Origin of the sequence: Brevibacterium renqingii (assembly GCF_017808105.1) — a bacterium.
Taxonomy (GTDB): Bacteria; Actinomycetota; Actinomycetes; order Actinomycetales; family Brevibacteriaceae; genus Brevibacterium; species Brevibacterium renqingii.
Map to the genome: position 1 here is coordinate 108686 of NZ_JADBHF010000005.1, position 23567 is coordinate 132252.

Here is a 23567-nt window from a genome sequence, read left to right on the forward strand (position 1 = left end):
CCAGGGCCATACTTGTCGACTGTGACTTCGACAGAATCCGCCGACGATTCGGCGCAGACACCACTCGCCGTCGGCCAGACAGCATCCGCACAGACTCCTCCTGCCTCCGCAGCGACAGCGGCGGACAGTGCTCGTTCCCCGCGCCTCGTGCGCACCGCGGCAGATATCCACAACGTGCTCGCCGAGTTCGGTTCTCAGGGGACGAAGACGACGGCCGTCATCATCCTCGCCCTCGGCGGCATCTTCATGGACGCCTACGACTTCTCCTCTCTGGCCTTCGGCATCACGGCGATTCAGGACCAGTTCGGCCTCAGCGGATTCATGACCGGACTCGTCAACGCCTCGATCATGGTCGGCGCCGTCATCGGGGCGCTGTTCGGCGGCTACCTCGTCGACCGTTTCGGCCGCTACAGACTGTTCATGGCCGATATGGTCTTCTTCGTCGTCGCCGCGCTCGGCTGCGCCGTGGCACCGAACGAATGGTTCCTCATCGCCTTCCGCTTCGTCATGGGCATCGGCGTCGGCCTCGATCTTCCTGTGGCCATGGCCTTCCTCGCCGAATTCTCCAAACTCAAGGGCAAAGGCAACCGCTCACAGCGGGTCAACGCCTGGTCGCCTGCCTGGTACTTCGCCACCGGTGTCGGGTACCTCGTCGTTCTCATCATCTTCGTCACCCTGCCCTATGACCAGCACGCGATCCTCTGGCGCATCGTCGTCGGTTTCGGCGCAGTGCCTGCGCTCATCGTGCTCCTGGTGCGTCGTCGCTACCTCGCGGAATCGCCCGAATGGCTGGCCAATCAGGGCGATCTGCGGGCCGCAGTCGACGTCATGCGCTCCCACCACAACCTCGATGTCGAACTCGCCCCTGTCGATGAGCAGGACTCGCCCGCCTCCTCGGCTGATCCGGTCAAGGGTGGGAGATGGAGCGGCTTCGCTGAACTCTTCACCCCGCGCTACAGGGTTCGCACCATCGTGGCGCTCTGTGTCTCCGTGTTCTCGACCTTCGGCTACAACGCCGTCGCCTACGGCACTCCGCTCATCATCACGACGCTCTTCCATCAGACGCCGCTGATCACGATCGTCTCCTCGCTCATCATCAACCTCGGCTTCGGCACCATCGGCGGACTGCTCGGGATGAGCATCGTCAATCGCTTCGGCACACGCCGGATCACCCTGGTCGGATTCATGATCCAGGCTCTGTCGCTGGGGCTGTTGGCGATCGTGGGCATCCCGAACGGTGCCCTCGTCATCGTCTCCGTGGCCATGCTCTCGGCCTTCGTCTTCGCCCAAGCCGGTGGGCCCGGAGCGAACCTCATGAATTACGCGACGCTGTCCTATCCGACGCGGCTGCGCGGCATCGGAATCGGCTTCAACCAGTCCGTGCTGCGCGCCTTCTCGATCGTCTCGCTCATCATGTTCCCGATCCTCGCCGGCTCTCTGGGCACCGGTGTGTTCTGGATCGTCGCCTGCGCCCCACTGGCCGGTGCGATCGCCGTGGGCGTCGTGAAGTGGGATCCGACGGCCAAAGACGTCGAGCACGAGGGCTGACGGTCGCAGATCCTCGTACGGCCGAGTCCCTCGTCGGACTCGGTCTGAGCACATCGAAGGTGCGCAGCTGTGCGCCGGCTCGGAAGAAGGAGCTGAGCGGGTGGCCGTTCGGTCAGCCTTCCTCGGCCTGATCTGCGTCGTCGGCGGTTCGGGCCAGGCGTTTCGAATGCTTGTCGTGCTGCTCCCGGCTCGTCCCCAGATGGTGCGCGGCCAGGGCTCCGGCTCGAGCCTGGTCCCGGCGGGCGATCGCCTCGTAGAGTTCGGCATGCTCGGTGGCGACGACGCCGAGGTCATCGTGTCGGCTCAGCTGCCAGCGCATCCGCGAATCGAGCAGTGCCCCGATCTCCGCGAGCAGCTCGTTGCCCGAGAGCTCGGTGACGATGGCGTGGAATTCCGCCGCGCAGCGGTGTGCACCGACGACGTCCCCGGCCTCCGACAGCTCCTGTCCCTTGCGCATCGTGGCCTCAAGACGGGCCAGCCCCTCACGGTTGTGCCTTTGAGCGGCCAGCTCGAAGGAGAGCACGTCGAAGACCGTTCGGACCTCGTTGAGATCTGCGATGTCGCTGGGGGAGAACACCCGGACCGTTGACCACGTGTTCGGTCGGTTCGTCACCAGCCCTTCGGCAGCGAGCTTCTTCAGCGCTTCACGGATGGGCACACGGGAGACGCCGAGTTCGGTCGCGAGATTGCGTTCCACGAGCTTGTCTCCCGGCATCCGGTCGCCGTCGATGATCTCGTTGCGCAGCACCTCGGTGACCCGCGCCGTCTCCGAGCGCGGAGTCTCATCGGTCCCCACGTGGTCCTCGTCTCACCGTGTGCGCTCCATAGCGCGGCCGAGGGTATCGAGGCCGACAGAGCCGAGCCCCAGCGCCTGAGTGTGGAATGCCTTGAGATCGAAGTCGGCGCCGGCGGCGGACTTCGCTTCGTCTCGGAACTGCTCCCACAGGCGTTGGCCGATCTTGTAGCTGGGAGCCTGACCGGGCCACCCGAGGTAGCGGTCGAGTTCGAAGGCCAGGAACGACCGATCCATGGCGACATTGTCCGTGAGGAACTGCCAGGCCTTCTCCCGATTCCAGATCCCGCCGCCGAGGCTGTCCGGGGCCTCGAGCCCGAGGTGGAAGCCGATGTCGAGGACCACTCGCGCCGCACGCAGACGCTGCGAATCGAGCATGCCCAGGTAGTCGCCGGGATCGTCTAAGAATCCGAGGTCGGCCATGAGCTTCTCGGCATACAGCGCCCACCCCTCACCGTGTCCGGAGACCCAGCACATGAGACGGCGCCAGCGATTGAGAGTGTCCGAGACATAGGTGGCCTGACCGATCTGCAGATGATGACCGGGAACTCCCTCGTGGTAGACCGTCGTCCTCTCCTGCCAGGCGGCGAACTCCGTGACGCCTTCGGGCACCGACCACCACATGCGGCCGGGCCGGGAGAAGTCGTCGGTCGGGCCGGTGTAGTAGATGCCGCCGGTGGCAGAAGGGGCGATCATGCATTCGATCGTCCGTACAGGCTCGGGAATGTCGAAGTGGGTCTTGCCGAGTTCGGCGATCGCCTCGTCGGCCACGCTCTGCATCCACTCACGCAGAGCGTCGGTGCCGACGAGCGTGCGTTCGGGATCCTTGTTCAGAGCATCCATGACCTCGAACAGATCGGCGCCGGGCACGATCTTCGCCGCCACCTTGCGCTGTTCGGCGTCGATGCGGCCGAGTTCCTCGAGCCCCCAGGCGTAGGTCTCGTCGAAGTCGACCTCGGCGCCGAGGAAGTCCCGGGAGTGGAGTCCATAGGCTTCCCGGCCGCAGGCCTCGTTCTCGCCGGCAGCCGGCAGCAGCTGCGAGCCGAGGAACTCGGCCAGGGCCGATGCGGACTCCCGGGCCGCCGCAGCATGGTCACTCAGATCCGAGCGCAGGGCTGCAGGGATATTAGAGGCGCCGGCGACGAGACGGTCGAAGTTGCTGCCCGGTTCGGCCAGGGCCCGGGCCTGTTCGATGACCTTCTCGATCTGGATGCGAGCAGCGACGCGACCGTTCTCCCGTGCCGATGCGAGGGACTCCTGGTAGCCGGCCAGCGAAGCGGGAATCGCGGCCAGTGTGGTCGAGATCGTCTCCCAGTCGTCGGTCGTGGAGGTGGGCATGAGGTCGAAGGCATCCCGGACCTGCTGCAGCGGGGATTCGATGACATTGAGGCTCGCATGCTTGATGCCGGCCTCGAAGAGGTCCCTGTCGACGCCGAGACGATCGCGCATCGCATCGATGGTGACGCGATCGACCTCATCGAGTTCGGCTCCGGCTTCGGCCTCATCCAGGCGCTTGAGCGTGGACACGGTGAGGTCGTTGAGTGCAGAGAGCCCGGCGGGGGAGAGGTCGTCGAAACCCTCCGCGCCGTCGAGGCCCAGATAGAGGGCGAGAGAGGGGGAGAGCGCGAGCATGTCATCGACGTAGTCCTCGGCGACGGCGTCGACAGCGGAAGGAGTTCTCTTCTCAGTCATGGGATCCACCCTATCGCGAGCTGCGTCACGTTCGGCGTGGACTGCAGCCCCGGCCGTCGTCGAACCCGCTAATCTGTCTGTGTTCCCGACCCGCAGCAGAAAGCGAGACCGACCTCCAGTGGCACAAGCGAAGCTGTGGACGAAGGACTTCATCGTCGGCATCGGTCTCAACCTGTCGATGTCGATGGTGTTCTACCTGCTGATGACGTCCATGGCCGGCTACGCCGTGGCCCGGTTCGCCGCCGGCGAGGCAGCCGCCGGATTCGCGTCCTCCGCCTTCGTCCTCGGCGCCGTCTTCGCCCGTGTGCTCACCGGCAAGTATCTCGACTTCATCGGGCGCAGGCGTCTGCTCATCATCACGATGGCGGTCTCGGTGCTCGCCTCGTTGGCATATCTGGCCGCCGACAGCCTCACCCTCCTCATCGGTCTGCGCATCGTCCACGGCCTCGCCTTCGGAGCGGGCAACACTGCGATCATGACCGCCATCCAGAGCATCATCCCCGCCTCCCGTCGGGGCGAAGGGACGGGCTACTTCGGAACGGCCACGACGCTGTCGACGGCGCTCGGACCGTACCTGGGTGTGATCATCCCCCGCGAATCCGATTTCGCGATGCTCTTCATCGCCTCGGCCGTCATGTCCGTCGCGGCCCTCGTGGCCTGCATTCTCATCCGCTTGCCTGCCCAGGAGCTCAGCGACTATCAGCGGCGGACGAAATGGCATCTCAGGCTCGGCACGCTCGTAGATCGGGACGGGCTGCGGATCGGCTCGGTCATGCTGCTGGCCGGCACCGCCTACGCTGCGGCACTCGTGTTCCTCGCCGGCTATGCGGCCGAGCACGGGGTCGCGGCCGCGGCCTCACTGTTCTTCGTCGCCTTCGCTCTCGCCTCGCTCGTCGCCCGCCTGTTCGTCGGCCGGCTGCAGGACGTCTTCGGCGACAACGCAGTGATCTTCCCGGTCTTCGCCTGCGACATCGCCGGAAATCTCCTGCTCGCGCTGTGGCCGACGATGACGGGCATCGTTCTCGCCGGCGTGCTCATCGGCTTCGGATTCGGCTCGCTCATGCCCTGCATGCAGGCCATCACCGTCAAATCGGTGACGATGAATCGCGTTCCCGTGGCCACGGCATCCTTCTTCCTCCTCCTCGACGCCGGTTCGGGCATCGGCCCGGTCATCCTCGGATTCCTCTATCCGCTGACCGGTGGGAACGGGATGTTCCTCGTCTGTGCCGGACTCGTCGTCGCCGCCGTCGTCGTCTACATCGGAGTCCACGGTCGTCGCCGAGGCGGCCGACCCGGCCGGGAATACCTCGGGTGAGTCGTCCGGTTCCGCCCTCGTCGTGATCGCGATAGCCTGAGAGAGAACCGTACGAAGGGCCCTGGCCCTTCGGCTCAGAGCCCGCTGCCCGGAGGATCAGAATGAAGTTCGCGCTCGCTCAGATCAACTCGACCACCTCGGTGCCCGAGAATCTCGACAAAGTCCGCACCTTTGCTCGTGAGGCCGCCGAGGCGGGCGCCCGCTTCGTCGTCTTCCCGGAGGCCACGATGTCAGCCTTCGGATCCCGGCTGCGCGGCATCGCGGAGGAGAACACCGAATCCTGGAGAAGCGCCCTGGCCGAGCTGGCAGCCGAACTCGACCTCATCATCGTCGTCGGTGAATTCGCTGTCACCGGCGACAGGGTCATCAATCTCCTCGCCGCCTACACGCCTGAGGGCGAACGATTCGACTACGCGAAGATCCACCTCTACGATGCCTTCGGATTCAAAGAATCGGACACCGTGGAACCCGGAGCCGAACCTGTGGTGATCAGCATCGACGGCGAGGACATCGGTCTGGCTCTGTGCTATGACATCCGCTTTCCCAAGCTCTTCGCCGAACTCAGCCGCCGCGGTGCCCGCCTGGCTGTGGTGGCCGCCGCCTGGGGCGCCGGACCCGGCAAGGTCGAGCAATGGGAGATCCTCGCGCGGGCCCGAGCCCTCGATTCGAACATGTTCGTGGCCGCACTCGGCCAGGCCGATCCCGAGGTCAGCGGTGTCGAGGTGCCGAAGAAGGGGCCGACAGGTGTCGGGCACAGCCTCGTCTCCGACCCTTTCGGCCACGTCCTCAGCTCACTGGACGGGGCCGAGCGCCTCGAAGTCGTCGACCTCGACCTGGCCGAGGCGGACAAGGCGGCCGAGGCGGTTCCGGTGCTGGCCAACGCGAAGCTCGGATACTGAGTCCGAGGCGCTGCTGGAACGCCGGCGGCTGAATGCGAGTGTGCTCTAGAACACCTTAATTGCACTTGAGGCAAAAATGCACGGAGTGCAATAATAGGGTCATGTCATTCAGCTCGGAAAGCGATCCCTCGGCCCCGACAGAAGGGCTGCGTGAACGCAAGAAGCGCGAACGCGGCCAGGCTCTGCGGCGCGCCGCCGTCGATCTCGCCTTGGAGAAGGGCTACCACAACGTCACCGTCGAAGACATCTGCGAACGCTGCGGAGTCTCGCGCCGGACCTTCTTCAACTACTACTCATCGAAGGAAGAAGCACTCCTCGGACGCGCCGACACCGTATTCGATGAGGAGGACCAGCCTGCCATCGAGGAGTTCGAGGCCGGAGGGCCCCATGGGAACCTCATCGCCGATCTCGAGCACCTCCTCGGCTTCATCGTCGCGACTCGCATGAGCAAACGCGAGGAGATGCACCAGTACCACCTCATGCTCAAGCAGGATCCCTCGCTGCTGCAGCTGCAGATGGCGCGGATGGGCAACAACGAACGGCTCTTCCGACGCATCATCCAGCGTCGCCTCGATGGCACGCCCCGCACGGCCTCGGCGCCGGTACCGCCTCTCAGCGAGACAGCGGTCGCCTGCGACGCCGAGGACGATGAGCCGGTCTCGCTGCGCGCCGAAGCCGTCGCCGCGCTGGCGATGATGGCGCTGAAGGCGACTTTCACCCGACTGCGCAGGCTCGAGGGCGATCCGGGCCCCGTGATCGAGGGACTCTTCACCGAACTGCGCACGATCTTCAAGGAGGAGTCAGCATGAGTGCTGCACCCACGACGGAGGACAGGGCTCCGATAGTTCTGACGAAGAAGACGATCGTTCTCATCTTCTCCGCCCTCATGGCCGCGATGTTCCTGGCCACTCTGGATCAGACGATCGTGTCCACGGCGATGCCGACCATCGTCGGCGAACTCGACGGTGTCGAGCATCAGGCCTGGCTGGTCACCATCTACCTGCTGGCGATGACGATCGTCATGCCTCTCTACGGCAAGTTCGGCGACATGTGGGGACGGAAGATCATCTTCCTGGTGGCGATTGCGATCTTCGTCATCGGTTCCTTCGGCTCGGGCCTGTCGCAGAACTTCTGGGAGCTCATCGCCTGGCGCGGGTTCCAAGGCCTGGGCGGCGGCGGTCTGATGATCCTCTCGCAGGCGATCATCGCCGACATCATCCCCGCCAGCGAGCGCGGAAAGTACATGGGACCGCTCGGCGGGCTGTTTGCGATCTCGAGCGTGCTCGGGCCGGTGCTCGGCGGATTCTTCACCCAGCATCTGGACTGGCGCTGGTGCTTCTGGATCAATGTGCCCATCGGCATCATCGCGTTCTTCATCGGGCTCTTCGCCCTGCGTCTGCCCAATCACAGATCCGATCAGAAGGTCGACGTCCTCGGCATCGTTCTGATGATCGCAGCGACCTCGCAGCTCATCCTCGTCACCAGCTGGGGCGGACACGACTACGACTGGGACTCGCCGATGATCATCTCCCTCATCATCGGCACGATCGTTGCGGCAGCGCTGTTCGTCCTCGTCGAGTCGAAGGTCTCGAACCCGATCATCCCCATCGGACTGTTCAAGAACCCGACGTTCGTGCTCTCCACCGTCATCGGCCTGCTCCTCGGGTTGGGCATGTTCTCCGCAATGGCGTTCCTGCCGACCTTCATGCAGATGGCCGCGGGCACCGATGTCACCGGGTCCGGACTGCTCATGCTGCCGATGATGGCCGGCGTCATGCTGACATCGATCGTCTCGGGCATCATCGTGTCGAAGACCGGCAAGTACAAGATCTATCCGCTCGCCGGCACCCTCATCGCCGGCGCCGCACTGGCCTGGATGACGACGATGACGGCCGACACCTCAATGGTCGTCATCGGTCTCATGATCTTCACCATGGGCTTCGGCCTGGGACTGGTCATGCAGATCATCGTCCTGGTCATCCAGAACTCCGTGGCTCCGCAGCTGGTCGGCACGGCTACCTCGACGAACAACTATTTCCGTGAGATCGGCGCCTCGGTGGGCACCGCGCTGTTCGGTTCGATCTTCACCTCTCGTCTCTCGGACAAGATCGCCGAGGCGATGCAGGACCTGCCGGCGAACGCAGCCAATGCCGCTGCAGGCGCGCCGGCGACTGATTCTCTGACCCCGGAGTCGGTGGCGGACCTGCCCGGTCCGGTCCACGATCTCGTGGTCAACGCCTACGCCGACGCCCTGGCGCCCTCGTTCTGGTACATGGTCCCGGTGTTCCTCATCGCCTTCGTCCTCGCCTGGTTCCTCCCGCAGCTCAGACTCTCCGACGTCGCCGGAATGGTTGCTCGCGGCGAGGCCGTCTACGGAGAGGACATGGGCGGAGCCGCACGGGGGACGGCAGACTCGGAGAGCCACCGTCGCCTGAGCACGATCTCGGTCGAAGGGGAGTCCGATCCCGCACCGGGAACCGCCGCCGGCACGTTCCAAGTGGCGGCGGGCGTGGATCCGGCCAAGGACCAATATCGTCTGAAGTAGCCGCTGAGCTTCGGCCTCCGGCCGCCCGCCTGCGCCGAGAGGACCACTCAGCGTCGACCGGACCGGTTGCAACCGGTCCGGTCGACGCAAAGTGGTCCTTTCGACGGCGCTCGCCCTTCAAGCGTGTCCCGCGGGGGTCAGCGTCCCAGGGTCTGCGTCCAGGCCTGCGGGAGGCGCCGACGCACATTGCGGCGTGGGGCGCCGAACCCTGCACGGTCGTGCCTCTTCGTCTCGATCTCGTTCAGCGCCGCCGCCTGATTGGCTGCATAGGCACGAGCCACCTGACGGATCGCGACCACAGCGGCCACTGCTGCTGCGCTGGCCATCTCGTCGCTGACCGGTTCGCCGTCGTGAGCGAGGACCCGCGAACGCGTCTCGACCGAGGCGGAGACCACGGAGTCGGCCGCGGCCCCTTCGGCAACTCCGGTCAGCTCGTCTGCCGCGGCCGGTTCCTCGACGGGCAGTCCCTGTGCACCCTCACTCATAGTGGGATGTTACCGTGCTTGCGCGCGGGAGCGTCGACGTGCTTGTTCTTCAACGCGCGCAGGGAACGCACGATCCGGCTGCGGGTCTCGCTCGGCTTGATGACGGCGTCGATGTAGCCCTCTTCGGCGGCCAGATACGGGTTGAGCAGAGCGTCCTCGTAGTCCTGAATGAGCTCGCCCCGCACGGCTTCGACGTCCTCACCGGCCTCCTCGGCGGCCTTGAGTCTGCGCCGGTAGACGATGTTCGCCGCACCCTGGGCGCCCATGACCGCGATCTGCGCGCTCGGCCAGGCGAGGTTGATATCGGCCCCGAGCTGTTTCGACCCCATCACACAGTACGCGCCCCCGTATGCCTTGCGGGTGATGAGAGTGACCAGGGGGACCGTGGCCTCACCATAGGCGTAGATGAGCTTCGCCCCGCGGCGGATGATGCCGCCGTACTCCTGATCGGTGCCGGGCAGGAAGCCGGGCACGTCGACGAAGGTGAGGATCGGGATGTTGAAGGCGTCGCAGAGGCGAACGAAGCGAGCGGCCTTCTCCGAGGCGTCGATGTCCAAGGTGCCGGCCAGCTGCATCGGCTGGTTGGCGATGATCCCGACGCTCACGCCCTCGACCCGGCCGAACCCGGTGATGACGTTCGGAGCGAAGAGCTCGGAGACCTGCAGGAACTCCGCATCGTCGAGGACGGTGGTGACGACGTCGAGGATGTCGTAGGGCTGCGAAGGCGAATCGGGCATGAGGGCATCGAGCGCCTCGTCCTCGGCCGTCAGCGAGAGATCGGACTCGAACTCATCGGCATCGGCCGGATCGATGTTGTTCTGCGGAAGGAACGAGAGCAGATCGCGCACATAGTTGACGGCGTCCTCCTCGTCACTGGCCAGGTAGTGGGCGTTGCCCGAGACGGTGTTGTTCGTCCGGCCGCCGCCGAGCTCCTCGTGGCCGACCGACTCGCCGGTGACGGTCTTGATGACGTCCGGACCGGTGATGTACATGTGGCTGATCTGATCGACCATGATCGTGACATCCGTCAGGGCGGGCGAGTAGACAGCACCGCCGGCCGAGGGGCCCATGATCAGCGAGATCTGCGGGATGACCCCGGAGGAGGCCACATTGAGGCGGAAGATCTCGGCGAACAGGGCGATCGACCCCACGCCCTCCTGGATCCGGGCGCCGCCGGAGTCGTTGATGCCGATGATCGGGCAGCCGAGCTTGAGCGCGAGCTTCTGCACCTTGACGATCTTGCGTCCGTTCGCCTCCGCGAGCGACCCGCCGAGGACAGTGAAGTCGTGAGCGAAGACTGCGACGGTCTTGCCCTCGATCGTGCCCAGCCCGCAGACCACGCCGTCGCCGTCGGGACGGTTGTTCTGCATCCCGAACTGGTGGTTGTGGTGGCGGGCGAATTCGTCGATCTCCTGGAAGGAATCGGCATCGAGGAGAGCGGTGATGCGTTCACGGGCGGTCTGCTTGCCGCGCTTGTGCTGATTGTCCACCGAGCGCTGGTTGCCGGTGTGGGCAGCGTCCCGGCGCTGGGTGAAGTGCTCGATGCGCTCGGCTGTAGTCCGTGGGGTATCCGTCATGCCTCCACAATAACGACGTGAGAGCGCTTCATTGTGCACTCCCACCAAAAGAATCTAGAGTGGTCTGGTGAACAGCCAACACAATTCCCTTCTCGTCGACGTCGAATCCGTCGTCCGCGCAGCCGCGGACCGTGGTCTCTCACTCCCGCGTCTGATCTGGGACGATACCTGCGCGTCCACGAACGACGAGTTGGCGCGTCTCGTGAGAGAGGGCGTCGAAGCGCCGGCCGAGTTCACCATCTGCGGCACCGATTTCCAGAGTTCCGGCCACGGTCGTCTCGGGCGGACCTGGACGGTCCCGGCCCGTGGCTGTCTGACCTGGTCGATCCTTCTCACTCCTCCGGCCGGGTTCTCGAAGTGGGGATGGATTCCGCTCATCGCCGGTGAGGCCGTGCGCGCCGCCGTCGCCGAGGCGGGTGTGCCCTCCGTGATCAAATGGCCCAACGATGTGCTCACCGTCGAGGGGAAGAAGCTGTGCGGCATCCTCGCCCGAATCGAGTCCCTTCCGAGCGGACCGAGGATCGTGTTGGGGATGGGGCTGAATACGCGACTGCAGCCGGCCGATCTGCCGCGGGCCGATGCGAGTTCCCTGGCCATCGAGACCGGGACCGAGGGTTCAGAAATTGATCATGAAGCGTTGTTACTGTCGATCCTGAGCACACTGATCCCTTGCTACAGAGAGCTGACCGACTATGGCGATGAGGATTTCCGTGACAGCCCCACCGCGCAGAGAGTGCGTGAGCACATGGTCACGCTCGGAACGCAGGTCAGGGTGGAGAGGCCCGACGGCTCGGAGCTCATCGGGACCGCCACCGGCCTCGATTCCGGAGCCGACCTCATCATCGACGATCGGGTGTCAGTCAGCGCCGGTGACGTCCACCACCTGCGTCCGGCTCCCACTCCGCCCGACCACGAGGGAGGTGAGCGATGATGGCCGTCTCCGACTTCACCGCCGGATTCGATGTCGTCGGTCGCGAGCGCCTCGGTTCGGCCGAGGTCGGTGAGCACGACGGGCAGACGCCGGAGGGTTCCGGTGCCTCGGAAGCAGCTTCGCAGAACTCGGCAGCAGGGGACGCGGAGGCCCGGGACGTCGATCGTTCGCACACCGATCCGACGCGCGACGTGGAGGTCGCCGCGGACGAAGCGGCCACCGCCGAGGCGGAATCGTCCGCAGGACCGAACTCGCTGCCGATCATCACCAACGAACGGCTGCGAGAACACACCGCGGATGCCGCTCCGGCGAGAGCCGGAGCATCCCCAGCCTCGGTGCACGGCATCGAACACGGCGACGACGATCTGGTGCGCGGTCTCGAGACCGCCCCTGCCGGCTCCTCCGACGACACAGCCGCGGCCGAGAGAGACGCCGATGCTGAAGGAGACTTCTTCGGAGGGCTGTACGAAGATCCGCGCACCGCGGCGCTGCAGATCGTGGAGGAGGGCGAGGACGAGGACGATGCGGCCGACTTCGACGACACGATCTACGAGACCCGCACGGCCGCCGAACGCCTCGAGGAGATCCTGCTCGACGGCAAGCGCGTCCTCGACCGGCGCGAGGCGGCCAAGCTCGGCGGCATCTCGACGGTCTCGGCGCGCAAGATGTGGCGAGCACTCGGAATGTCGCAGACCGACGAGGGGGAGAAGGCCTACACCGTCAGCGACGCGCACGCCCTGAGGATGTGGGCGAAGCCCGTCGCCGACGGCCTCATCGATCAGGACACCGCGCTGTCCCTGGCCCGCGCCATCGGACAGACCACCGACCGACTCGTCGTCTGGCAGATGGAGACGCTCGTCGAGTTCCTCACCGAGGAGAAGGGGCTGTCCGACCCCGAGGCGCGCCGGGACGCCCTCCAGGTCGTCGAGGACATGATCGACCCTCTGCAGAAGATGCTCACGTATTCGTGGCGGCGCAACCTCGCCGAGGTGATGGGTCGGCTCAATGTCAATGTCTCCGACGGTCTGGCCATGGACAACCGGCAGGGCTGGTACGATTCCTCGATGCCTCTGGCGCGGGCGGTCGGTTTCATCGACCTCGTCTCCTTCACCCGTCTGTCGCAGCAGATGGAGCCCAGACAGCTGGCGAACATGGTCCAGGAGTTCCAGGGGATGGCCTACAACATCGTCGCCACAGGGGGCGGGCGTGTCATCAAGACCGTCGGCGACGAAGTGTTCTTCGCCGCCTCCACTCCTCTGGCCGGCGCCGAGATCGCCATGACTCTCATGGAACGCGTCACTGCCGCCGAGGACCTGCCGCAGGCCCGCGTCGGGTTCGTCTGGGGTCGAGTGCTCTCGCGTCTGGGGGACATCTTCGGGTCGAGCGTCAACCTTGCGGCGCGCCTGACCGCAGTCGCCGACCCCGGGACGATCTTCACCGACGAAGAGACCGCGCGCGTGCTCTCGGCCTCCGATGACTACGTCTTCGAACCCCGACAGTCGATCTCGCTCCACGGGCTCGGTGAGACCGCCATCGGCGAAATGAAGCGCGGCACCGCGGCGCGCATGCGACTCGATCTCGACGACGAAGGCGAGTCCTGAGCGCAGCCGCGCTCCTCAGAGCACCGACGCTCGCCTCGCTCCGGCGGCGACGCTCGGTTCAGAACAGGGCGGAGCCGTCATCCTCTTCGTCGTCATGGGAGACGATGACGGCGTCCTCGGTGTCGAACTTCGCCCGTGCGATCTCGTCCTCGGCATCATCGACATCGAGTCCGAGCCCGTCGACGCTCGTCGCCAGTCCCTGCTGACCGTGCTGTGCCGCGCCCGCGGTCGTCCGCTTCGCCGCAGCCTTCGGCTTCCCGCCGCTGGCCCTCGAACCCGGCTCAGGTGAGGGAACGGACCCATCGGGATCCGAGTCGGCACCGGCCGAATGGTCGCTCGCTTCGGCCCCGCCCAGGCGCGGCAGCGTGCCGATGACGTCGATCTTCGACTCCAACGGAGAACCGGTACCGTCCCGACGCGAGAGCTCCGCGGGCAGCGTCCGGGCACCCCCGCCGATGGCAGCGGCCTGGGGTGAGTCGCCGACCCACGCCAGTGACAGCTCGGTCTCGCCCTTGAGGAACTTGTGCGCACGCACCCCCGAGGTCGCCCGCCCCTTGGTCGGGAACTCGGAGAACTCGCTGACCTTGATCGAGGAAGAGGGCGCGCCGTAGAAGTTCTCCCCGCTGGCGATGGTGACCACGGCGAAGCTGCCGAGAGCGGCATCGGCGTCTCCGTCCTCATCGGTCTTCGCCGCCTTCGGAGTCATGCCGAAGAAGATCACCTGCGCTTCGGCGCCGACCTTGATTCCCGCGACGCCCGAAGCGTTCCAGCCCTGGGCTCGCAGGCCGCCGGCGTCGAAGGCGAGCAGCTGGGCGTTCGACGTCACGAACACGGCGAGGGAATCGTCGATCGCCTCCGGCTGCGCGACACCGACGACGGTGTCCTTGCCCTTGAGGGTGAGGACCTCCCATTCGTTCTTGTTCGGCCGTCCGGCCACGGACACCCGCTTGACGACGCCCTGGGCCGTGCCGAGGACGAACTCGCGATCGAGGTCGACGAGACCGAGGATCTTCTCGTTCTTCTCCAATGCCGCGTACTCGGCGATCTTCACGCCACCGGCGACATTGGGTCTGGATGCGGCCGGGGGCAGCGCGGGCAGGTCGACGACATCGACCATGTGCAGGCGCCCTGCGGTGGTGACGGCTCCGACCTTGCCCTGGGTCGTGGTGACGATCTCCGAGCGCAGTGCATCATGGCTCGAACGCCGGCCGTCGCGTGCCAGGGGTGCGGCATCCGAGGTCCGAGCGATGCGGCCGGAGGTCGACAGCAGCACCCGGCAGGGGGAGTCGGCGATCTTGAGGTTCGTCGGGGCTTTCTTGCCCTTGGCGGTCAGCTCCTTCATCGATCCTTCGATGAGGACTGTGCGCCTCGGCGATCCGATGATCTCGGCCGTCGTTTCGAGTTCGGTCGCGACGAGCTCCCGCAGCTTCGCCTCATCGGCGAGCAGGGATTCGAGATAGTCGATCCGCTTCTTCAGCTCGTCGCGTTCGGCCTCGAGTTCGAGTCGGGAGAACTTCGTGAGTCGGCGCAGCTGCAGATCGAGGATGTAGGTCGCCTGCAGCTCGGAGAGTTCGAAGACGTCCATGAGCCGTGTCCTGGCCGTGGCCGCGTCGTCCGAGGAGCGGATGAGCTGGATGACCTCGTCGATGTCGAGGATTGCGATGAGGAGGCCCTCGACGAGGTGGAGCCGGTCCTTGGCCTTGCGCAGCTGGAAGACCGTGCGGCGACGCACGACGTCGATGCGGTGGGTGAGATAGACCATGAGCAGGTCTCGCAGACCCAGAGTGGAGGGCTGGCCCTCGACGAGGCAGACGTTGTTGATGCCGAAGGACTCCTCCAAGGGCGTCTGCCGGTAGAGCTCGGCGAGCACGGCCTCGGGATTGAAGCCGTTCTTGACCCCGATGACCAGACGCAGGCCGTTCTTGCGGTCGGAATAGTCGTCGATCGAGGCGATGCCGGTCAGCTTCTTCGCTCCGACGGCGTCCTTGACCTTCGACACGACCTTCTCCGGGCCGACGAGGTAGGGCAGCTCGGTGACGACGATGCCCTTGCGGCGGGCGCTGATGTTCTCGATCGAGACGGTGGCGCGGGTGCGGAAGGTGCCGCGGCCGGTCTCATAGGCCTCGCGCACACCATCGAGACCGATGATCCGGCCTCCTGTGGGCAGGTCAGGGCCCGGGATGAAGCGCATGAGTTCGGCCAGACCGGCATCCGGGTTGCGGATGAGGTGGGCGCAGGCGGCGATGACCTCACCGGGATTGTGCGGGGCCATGTTCGTGGCCATGCCCACTGCGATGCCCGAGGCGCCGTTGATGAGCAGGTTGGGAAAAGCGCTCGGGAGCACTTCGGGCTGGGTCAGCGTGTTGTCGTAGTTCGGGACGAAGTCGACGACGTCTTCGTCGAGTCCTGCGATCATGTGCATCGACGCGGTGGTCAGTCGGGCCTCGGTGTAGCGCGGGGCCGCGGGCCCGTCGTCGAGCGAACCGAAGTTGCCGTGGCCGTCGACCAAGGGCACACGCATGATGAAGTCCTGGCTCAGACGCACCAGTGCGTCGTAAATCGCCGAGTCGCCGTGCGGGTGGAGCTTGCCCATGACGTCGCCGACGATGCGCGATGACTTCACATGGCCGCGTTCCGGTCGCAGCCCCATATCGCCCATCTGGTAGACGATGCGCCGCTGCACCGGTTTGAGGCCGTCCCGGGCATCGGGCAGCGCACGGGAGTAGATGACCGAATACGCATACTCGAGGTACGAACTCTCCATCTCTGAGGAGACGTCGACATCGATGACTCTGCCTTCGGGCATGGAACTCCTTTGACGCACGAACTGTTCGATTCTCGTGCCCGTCCGCGCCGCAGGCGTGCTTCAGTGCAGGAGGGCACCCGTCGATTCTAGCGTTCGATTTGAGCTCTCCGGCTCAATCGGGCGTCAGCGCAGCGTTCGTGTCGGAGGCTCAGGCCGACTCGCGGCTGTTGTGCAGCCAGGAGAAGAACTCCTTCATATAGGCCTCGACATTGGCCCGTTCGGCGGTGCCGGAGACGAGCTCGCTGAACATCATGCCGGCGATCGAGCTGTTGACGCGGCGAGCGTAATCGGCGTCGACGCCGGCGAAGCGCATGATGAAGTCCTGGATCGCCCGGAGGTTCTTCTCCTTGGCGGCGACGGCCTCGGGAGGCAGCGCCGGATCGAGACTGAGCATCATCATGGTGTAGAACCGGTTGCGGTCGGTGGTCAGCCAGTTCATGCAGAAGTCGATGGCGACCTCGATGGGATCGGCATCCGGTGCCCGCACCAGTTCGGGGATGCGTTCGAGCTGCTGGGAATTCAGTTCGCCGATGCGCTCCATGATTCCGGTGATCAGCGCATCGCGGGTGCGATAGACATTGGATGTCGAACCCACCGGCAGTTCGGCCAGCGCATCGACCGCCCGGTGAGTGAGTCCACGGACTCCCTGTTCGGCGACTACGGCGATCGCGGAGTCGGTGACTACGTCTCTGCGCGAAATCATGACTGTGAGGCCTCGCTCTCATGGGACACCCGCAGTTGCCGGTGCCGTGGTCGGTGGGTGGCCAGTGGCTGGCCACAGACAGTGGCCGCCGGAGCGGCCACTCACTGAAACACGAATTCATAACTTTTCGTGCTGAACGGATACAGACACTACCTGTCAACCCTGCGAATTGGTATAAGACTCGCCAATCTGCCAGGCGGTTCCCAATATTCGGGGTGCGTCCTCGGCCGGTGCTGACGCGATGCTCAGCTTCTGGCGGCGGACGGCAGAAGCTGAGGAAGGGCCGGCCGGAGCCGCGGGCGCGGATCCGAACATCGCTTCGTCTCTCAACTGAGGAGTCGTCGGGTGCCGTCGATGCGAGTCGGGTCGGGCAGCAGGTCCACGTGGGCGCTGAGCACATGGCCATCGGTCTCCGTGGCGACCATGGGGTGGATGACGAGCTCGAGGATCTGCGGATGGTTCTCCACGAGCACCGACAGTCGCTCGAGCACATTCCTCAGCGGCTCGATATTCATCGGCGGCAGGCCCCGATAGCCGAACAGACGCGGGGAGGCCTTGATCGACCGGATCATGTTCCCGGCCTCCTTGTCGGTGATCGGCGCGACCCGGTGTGCGACATCTCCGAGCAGCTCAGTGGTGTCACCGGCCAGGGAGAAGGCCAGCAGCGGGCCGAGCAGCGGGTCCTCGCCCGCGCGCAGCACGCAGGGGACTCCGTGCGGGGCCATGGCCTGGACGTCGACGAGCGGCTCCTCGTCACCGGCCAGCTGCCGGATGGTGTCCTGGATCGCGGCGAAATCCTCGGCGAGCTCTTCGGGGGAGTCGATGTTCAGGCGGACACCGCCGAGTTCCATCCGATGGCGGAGCACCTTCGTCACGGCCTTGAGGGCCACTGGGTAGCCGATCCTCTCGGCCGCGGCGAGTCCCTCCTCGACCGAGGAGGCCGCGATGTAGGGCAGGACCTCGATGCCGTAGGCCCTGAGCAGCTCCCGTGTGTCATCGCGTTCGAGGCGGACCGGGGTGCCCGGCTTCGCCTCGGTCAGGGCCGCGTCGATGATCGTCCGGACCTTCTTGTCGTCGAGATCGTCGAGTTCGATGTACCGACCGTGATCGGCCGCACGCCAGCGCGAGTAGTCCGTCGCTCGGGCCAAGGCCCACACCGCATCCTCCGGGCCGATGTAGCTGGGCACTGTCCGCGAGACGCGCTTGCCCTCGTCGTCGGCGAGGTAGCTGGTGAGCTCGTCATGCACGCCATGGATGCCGAGGAAGCAGGCGACTGTGGTCTTGCCCGAACGGGCGGCGGACTCGGACAGCATGGCTGCGATCTCCGACTCCTCAGCACCGGCCGAGGGGGTGAAGGTGACGATGACGGAATCGATGTCGGTCCGAGCGAACATGGCATCGAGTTCGGCCCGGAAGGCCTCGGCGTCGACTTCGGGGTGGAGGGAGACCGGATCGCACTCGACATGCAGGCCTTCGGACCGGGCTCGCTGTACGATCAGGGTGCCCATCGCCGCCGAATTGCCGATGACTCCGACCCGCCGTCCCTCGGGCAGCTTCTGTGTGGCGAAGACCTGAGCGAGGTCGAAGAGCTGGTGGACGGTGTCGGCTCTGATCACCCCGGCCTGTTCGAGCACCTGGTCGAGCGTGTTCGGAGCCAGCGACGAGGTGCGCACGATATGACCGGGCGGCAGCTCGCGGCCGGTGAGGTCGGATTTGATGACAACGACCGGCTTGACCCGCGAGACGCGGCGGGCGATCCGAGAGAACTTCCGCGGATTGCCGATGGACTCGAGGTAGAGACCGACGGTCTGCGTGGCCGGGTCCTCCTCCCAGTACTGGAGCATGTCGTTGCCCGAAAGATCGGCCCTGTTGCCTGCGGAGACGAAGGTCGAGATGCCCAGACCGCGTTTCTTCGCGGCCGCCAGCAGTGCGGTGCCCAGAGCCCCCGACTGGCTGAACAGGCCGAGCGTGCCCGAGGCGGGCAGGAACGGGGCCAGTGAGGCGTTGAGCGAGATGTCCTCGGCCTCATTGACCAGACCGAATGAGTTCGGACCGACGACGCGCATGCCGTAGGCGCGCGAGGTTGCGACCATCCGCCTCTGCAGCTCCGCTCCCTCGGGGCCGGTCTCGGCGAAGCCGGAGGAGATGACGAGCACGGCCTTGACGCCGTGGGCGGCGCAGTCCTGGACGACCTCGGTGACGGATTCGGCCGGAACCGCGATGACAGCGAGATCGGCGGTGCCGGGCAGTGCGTCGAGGCTCGGGAAGGCCTGGACCCCGGCGATCTGATCGGCTTCGGGGTGGACGACCCAGAGACTGCCGGTGAATTTCGCGGCGGTGATGTTGCGGATGAGCAGGTGACCGGTGGAATTGCGTTTGCGACTGGCGCCGATGACCGCCACCGAGGTGGGATGGAGGACGGTGCGCACGCTCAGGGCCTCGGCCCTGTGCTCGCGGGAGGCCTGGACCTCGATCGACCGCGCGGTCGGATCGATGTCGAACTTCACGGCCACGACTCCGTCGTCGAATCCGCGGGAGACCTCGTAGCCGGCGGCCTGGAAGACCTGGAGCATCGAGCGATTCTGCGGCAGCACCTCTGCGGTGAATCGCTGGATTCCCGATTCTCGGGCCGCCGCGGCCAGATGCTCGAGCAGGATCGAGCCGATTCCGCGCCCCTGATGGGCATCGGCGATGTTGAAGGCCACCTCGGCCTCGGTGTCGGAGATCCTGTCGAAGCGTCCCACGCCGATGATGTCATTGCCGATGAGCATGATCAGGGCGACACGATCGTGGTGGTCGACGTTGACGAATCGATCGAGATCCCGCTGCGGCAGACGCGGCAGCGGAGCGAAGAAGCGCAGATAGACGGACTCCGGCGACTGAGCTTCGTGCATGCGCGCCAGAGCGTCGGCATCGGCAGGAGTGATCGGACGCAGATGGGCGGTGCCGCCGTCCCGGAGGACGACATCGGCTTCCCACCCGGCAGGATAGTTTTCCATGGTCCCAGCATATGCGTCCGGCTCCGATTGCGGTCGACCTCGCTGGGAAGTGTCAGGGGAGTGGGGCACAATGGAGGACATGGCATTACCCGAGGTTCTCGTACACGATCTGCAGTCGGCCGGCTACTATCCTCAGCTGACCCAAGGCATACTCGCCGACTCCCTGTTCGACGAACCGGTACTGGCTCACTTCGTCCACATCGACACCCATGTCGACATCGAATCCATCCACCGGCACGTCACCGCGTTCGTCCTCACCGAGACCCGTCTGCTGCTGGCGCACGTCGATGACGACCCGAATTCCGAACCGGGGTCGAATCCGCGGGCCGTGACCAGCAGCGAGGACATCGAGCTCGACAGACTCGGTACGGTCATGGTCGGCCGCACCTTCGCCGACCCCGCATCCTACACACCTGGCGACAAGCCGGTCGAAGTCTCCCTCACCCTGTCGTGGGGTGCCTCCAAGCGGATCGAGGCCTTTCCCGAAACCTGCGGGGACCCCAATTGCATGGGCGATCACGGCTATGGCGGCTCGGTCTTCGCCGAAGACGTCATGCTCCGGGTCTCGGCCGAGGCCGAGGGCCAGGCCGCCGTCGACCGCATCGCCGATTTCGCCGGAAGGCTGCGGGCCGCGGTCTTCCACGCCCGGCTCAGATCGCGTCGTTGATGGGTGAGACGACACCGCGGCCCCAGGACGGCGCGCCGCTGTTGGGGCCACCGGACTACTCCGGCCCTGTCCTGTCAGACATCGTTCCTGCCGCGGCACTCGGCCTCGGCGCGGGGAGCATCTTCGACACCGAGGTGCAGGAGCGCGCGCGCAGGCTCGGTCTCGACCGCCACTCACGGACCGCGATCGTCGTGCTCATCGACGGGCTGGGGGAGCAGCAGCTGCGGCGCTACAGCGGCTACACCCCCTTCTTCCGGTCCCTGGCCGACACCCGCAGGACCCTGTCCGCCGGGTTCCCCTCGACCACGGCGAACTCTCTGTCGTCCCTGGCCACGGGCCGTCTGCCCGGTGCGCATGGAGTCGTCGGCTACCGAGTGCTCGACCCGGAGAAGGACGCGGTGTTCAACCAGCTGACGTGGAACCTCGACGTCGATCCGGTGGCCTGGGTGCCCGACGCCACGCTCTTCGAGCGGCTCACGGACGCCGACGTCGACGTGGTCAGCCTCGGCGAGAGGAAGTTCGCCGGCCGCGGGCTCAATCGCGCTTCCCTGCGCGGAGGCCGCTTCCGAGATTCGAAGACCCTGGAGGAGCGCTGTTCGCAGGCCCTGGCCGAAGCTCGGGCGCCGGGGCGCCGACTCGTCTATCTCTACTGGGGCAATCTGGACAAGACCGGTCATGTGCACGGATCGAACTCGGCAGCTTGGACCGAGGAGCTCGAACGAGTCGACCTCGCTCTGTCCCGTTTGGCCGCCGATCTTCCCCACGATGCGACGATGCTGGTCACTGCCGATCACGGGATGGTCGACGTCGACCACGATCGTCGTCTCGACCTCGCCGATGCTCCCGAGCTCAAAGCCGGTCTCAGGCACGTCGGCGGGGAACCGCGGGCTCTCCACCTCTACGCCGAACCCGGTGCCGAGGCGGACGTCGGCTCCGCCTGGCGGGAGACGATCGGTGAGCGCGGCCTCATCCTGCCGAAATCCGAGGCGATCGCGCGCGGGTACTTCGGCCCTGTGGCCCCGCACGTGTACAGCCGGATCGGCGACTTCCTCATCATCTGCGCCGATGAGTTCGCGGTCGTCGACTCCCAGGTCGAATCCGCCTCGGCGCTGGCGCTCATCGGCCACCACGGTTCGACCACGGAACGGGAGCTCGAGATCCCGCTCCTCGTCGTCTGAGACCCGGATACGCGGCCCGAATCGCGGACCACGAGCCGTGTCCGCCGGTGGCGAGCGTTAGGATGGCAGACGTGACTTTTCCTCGTATCGGTGTCATTGGCGGCGGCCAACTGGCACGCATGCTTGCCCCTGCCGCAGAAGCCCTCGGCATCCGGTTCTCCGTTCTGGCGGAGACCGCTGAGGCCCCCGCCACTCAGGTCATCAATGAGGTGACCGTCGGCGACTACACTGACTATCCGACGCTCAAGGCCTTCGCCGAGACCGTCGACGTCATCACCTTCGACCACGAACACGTTCCGCCGGAGCACCTGCAGGCTCTGGTCCGGGCCGGCCACACCGTGCGTCCGGGACCGCAGGCCCTCATCTTCGCTCAGGACAAGATCCGGATGCGGACGAAGATGGACGAGCTCGGCCTCCCCAACCCCGCCTGGGCGGAGATCACATCGGCCGCCGACATCGAGGCCTTCGCCGCCCGAGTCGGCTATCCGTTCATCCTGAAGACACCTCGCGGCGGCTACGACGGCAAGGGTGTCCGCGTCATCGACAGTCTCGAGGGGGGCGTCGACTGGCTCAGCGAGGTCCCGCAGCTGCTCGCCGAGGAGAAGGTCGACTTCACCCGCGAACTCGCGGTCATGGTCGGGCGGTCCCCGATGGGGCAGACAGCGGTGTGGCCCGTGGTCGAGACCTGGCAGCAGGACGGGGTCTGCAAAGAGGCGATCGCGCCGGCACCCGACCTGGACGCGGAGAAGGCGAAGGCGATCACCCAGGCGATCCTCAAGGTCGCCGGCACCCTCGAAGTCACGGGTGTCATGGCCATGGAGACGTTCGAGACCTCCGATGGCTTCCTCATCAACGAATTCGCCATGCGCCCCCACAACACCGGGCATTGGACGCAGGACGGGTCGGTGACGAGCCAATTCGAACAGCATCTGCGCGCCGTCCTCGACCTGCCCCTGGGCAGCCCGGCGGCTCGGGAGGACGTGTCCGTGATGGTGAACATCCTCGGCGCCGAGCACGTCGATCTCTACCAGCCGTATCTGCATGTCATGGCCCACGATCCCGCGGTCAAGGTGCACCTCTACGGCAAGAGCGTGCGTCCGGGCCGCAAAGTCGGACACGTCAACGCCTACGGCGAGGACCGGCAGCTCGTGCTGGCCCGGGCCCGCCACGCTGCGGATTTCATCGCCGGCGTCGACGTCGATCCGCACCCCGTGATGCCCACGCCCGGCGACCTCCTCGCCGATCGAGACCCCGGAACCGCCTGAGACGAAGGAAGCACAGATGAGCGCAGCACACGAAGACGTCACCCCGGCAGCGGCCCCTGTCGGCATCGTCATGGGGTCGGATTCGGACTGGCCGACGATGCAGGCCGCGGCCGAGGCCCTCAGCGGACTCGGGGTCCAATCGAGCGCCGAGGTCGTCTCCGCTCACCGCATGCCCGAGGACATGGTCGCCTGGGCGAAGTCGGCGGCCGATCGCGGTATCCGGGTGATCATCGCCGGTGCCGGGGGAGCGGCCCACCTGCCGGGGATGATCGCCTCGATGACCTCGCTTCCGGTCATCGGCGTTCCCGTGCCCCTGAAGCATCTCGATGGAATGGACTCCCTCCTGTCCATCGTGCAGATGCCGGGCGGTGTGCCCGTGGCGACCGTCTCCATCGGCGGAGCGAAGAACGCGGGCCTTCTGGCTGCGCGCATCCTCGGTGCCGGAGACGGTGAGGAAGCCGCGAAGCTGCGGAGCCGATTGGACGCCTATCGGGAGGAGCTGCGACAGGTCGCCCTCGACAAAGGTCGCGCATTGCAGGAATAATGGCCTTGCTGAACGTTTG

At 66.0% G+C, this 23567-nt stretch carries 18 protein-coding genes; 11 read left to right on the plus strand and 7 right to left on the minus strand.

Features of this window, described 5'->3' with window-relative positions:
• The first annotated feature begins 21 nt into the window (after positions 1-21).
• The gene (locus IHE57_RS06815; RefSeq protein WP_343071879.1) at positions 22-1548 is read left to right on the plus strand and encodes an MFS transporter; all 1527 of its coding nucleotides are present in this window, start codon (positions 22-24) and stop codon (positions 1546-1548) included.
• A gap of 112 nt (positions 1549-1660) precedes the next feature.
• Here IHE57_RS06815 and IHE57_RS06820 read toward each other — a convergent pair whose 3' ends face one another.
• Together IHE57_RS06820 and IHE57_RS06825 are read right to left on the minus strand one after the other, a co-directional pair.
• A complete protein-coding gene (locus tag IHE57_RS06820; RefSeq protein WP_209371927.1) occupies positions 1661-2344 on the minus strand; it encodes a GntR family transcriptional regulator in 684 nt (227 codons plus the stop codon).
• Between the two features lie 12 nt (positions 2345-2356).
• The gene (locus IHE57_RS06825; RefSeq protein WP_209371929.1) at positions 2357-4033 is read right to left on the minus strand and encodes a DUF885 domain-containing protein; all 1677 of its coding nucleotides are present in this window, start codon (positions 4031-4033) and stop codon (positions 2357-2359) included.
• Between the two features lie 118 nt (positions 4034-4151).
• Here IHE57_RS06825 and IHE57_RS06830 point away from each other — a divergent pair, with 118 nt between their 5' ends.
• The 4 genes from IHE57_RS06830 to IHE57_RS06845 all read left to right on the plus strand — a co-directional run bounded on the left by IHE57_RS06830 (position 4152) and on the right by IHE57_RS06845 (position 8792).
• Positions 4152-5348, plus strand: a complete 1197-nt coding sequence (locus tag IHE57_RS06830) for an MFS transporter (protein WP_209325327.1) — start codon at positions 4152-4154, stop codon at positions 5346-5348.
• Between the two features lie 101 nt (positions 5349-5449).
• Positions 5450-6247, plus strand: coding sequence for a nitrilase-related carbon-nitrogen hydrolase (locus IHE57_RS06835; protein ID WP_209371931.1), 798 nt, complete (start codon positions 5450-5452; stop codon positions 6245-6247).
• Positions 6248-6348: 101 nt separating this feature from the next.
• Positions 6349-7056, plus strand: coding sequence for a TetR/AcrR family transcriptional regulator (locus IHE57_RS06840; RefSeq protein WP_209371933.1), 708 nt, complete (start codon positions 6349-6351; stop codon positions 7054-7056).
• On the plus strand, positions 7053-8792 hold the full coding sequence (locus IHE57_RS06845; RefSeq protein WP_209371935.1) for an MDR family MFS transporter: 1740 nt from the start codon (positions 7053-7055) through the stop codon (positions 8790-8792). Before IHE57_RS06840 ends, IHE57_RS06845 begins: the two co-directional genes overlap by 4 nt.
• A gap of 137 nt (positions 8793-8929) precedes the next feature.
• Here IHE57_RS06845 and IHE57_RS06850 read toward each other — a convergent pair whose 3' ends face one another.
• Entirely contained in the window at positions 8930-9277 is a 348-nt protein-coding gene (locus IHE57_RS06850) for a hypothetical protein (RefSeq protein WP_246475898.1), read from the minus strand.
• Entirely contained in the window at positions 9274-10854 is a 1581-nt protein-coding gene (locus IHE57_RS06855) for an acyl-CoA carboxylase subunit beta (RefSeq protein ID WP_209325323.1), read from the minus strand. The genes IHE57_RS06850 and IHE57_RS06855 overlap by 4 nt, the downstream gene beginning before the upstream one ends.
• A 67-nt stretch (positions 10855-10921) precedes the next feature.
• Between IHE57_RS06855 and IHE57_RS06860 the strand changes: the two genes are divergently transcribed.
• Together IHE57_RS06860 and IHE57_RS06865 are read left to right on the plus strand one after the other, a co-directional pair.
• Positions 10922-11785, plus strand: a complete 864-nt coding sequence (locus IHE57_RS06860) for a biotin--[acetyl-CoA-carboxylase] ligase (protein ID WP_209371944.1) — start codon at positions 10922-10924, stop codon at positions 11783-11785.
• Positions 11782-13386: an adenylate/guanylate cyclase domain-containing protein gene (locus IHE57_RS06865; protein ID WP_209371946.1), complete on the plus strand. Its 1605-nt coding sequence runs from the start codon at positions 11782-11784 to the stop codon at positions 13384-13386. Before IHE57_RS06860 ends, IHE57_RS06865 begins: the two co-directional genes overlap by 4 nt.
• Before the next feature lie 58 nt (positions 13387-13444).
• Here the strand turns inward: IHE57_RS06865 and IHE57_RS06870 are convergent, their stop codons facing one another.
• From IHE57_RS06870 to IHE57_RS06880, 3 genes are all read right to left on the minus strand, one after another.
• Positions 13445-16192 carry a DNA gyrase/topoisomerase IV subunit A gene (locus IHE57_RS06870; protein ID WP_209371948.1) on the minus strand — a complete coding sequence of 916 codons (2748 nt, stop codon included), beginning with the start codon at positions 16190-16192 and terminating at the stop codon, positions 13445-13447.
• 148 nt (positions 16193-16340) lie between these two features.
• A complete protein-coding gene (locus IHE57_RS06875; RefSeq protein ID WP_209371950.1) occupies positions 16341-16895 on the minus strand; it encodes a TetR/AcrR family transcriptional regulator in 555 nt (184 codons plus the stop codon).
• A 326-nt stretch (positions 16896-17221) separates the two neighbouring features.
• The gene (locus tag IHE57_RS06880) at positions 17222-19894 is read right to left on the minus strand and encodes a bifunctional acetate--CoA ligase family protein/GNAT family N-acetyltransferase (protein WP_209371952.1); all 2673 of its coding nucleotides are present in this window, start codon (positions 19892-19894) and stop codon (positions 17222-17224) included.
• 79 nt (positions 19895-19973) lie between these two features.
• On the opposite strand from IHE57_RS06880, the gene IHE57_RS06885 reads away from it, so the two are divergent.
• From IHE57_RS06885 to purE, 4 genes are all read left to right on the plus strand, one after another.
• A complete protein-coding gene (locus IHE57_RS06885; RefSeq protein WP_209325317.1) occupies positions 19974-20561 on the plus strand; it encodes a DUF5998 family protein in 588 nt (195 codons plus the stop codon).
• Entirely contained in the window at positions 20561-21739 is a 1179-nt protein-coding gene (locus tag IHE57_RS06890) for an alkaline phosphatase family protein (protein ID WP_209371954.1), read from the plus strand. The genes IHE57_RS06885 and IHE57_RS06890 overlap by 1 nt, the downstream gene beginning before the upstream one ends.
• Before the next feature lie 62 nt (positions 21740-21801).
• Complete coding sequence (locus IHE57_RS06895; protein ID WP_209371956.1) at positions 21802-23004, plus strand: 5-(carboxyamino)imidazole ribonucleotide synthase; 1203 nt, start codon at positions 21802-21804, stop codon at positions 23002-23004.
• 16 nt (positions 23005-23020) lie between these two features.
• Positions 23021-23548 (plus strand): 5-(carboxyamino)imidazole ribonucleotide mutase, encoded by a 528-nt coding sequence (gene purE, locus IHE57_RS06900; protein WP_209371964.1) that lies wholly within the window; start codon positions 23021-23023, stop codon positions 23546-23548.
• Positions 23549-23567: the final 19 nt, after the last annotated feature.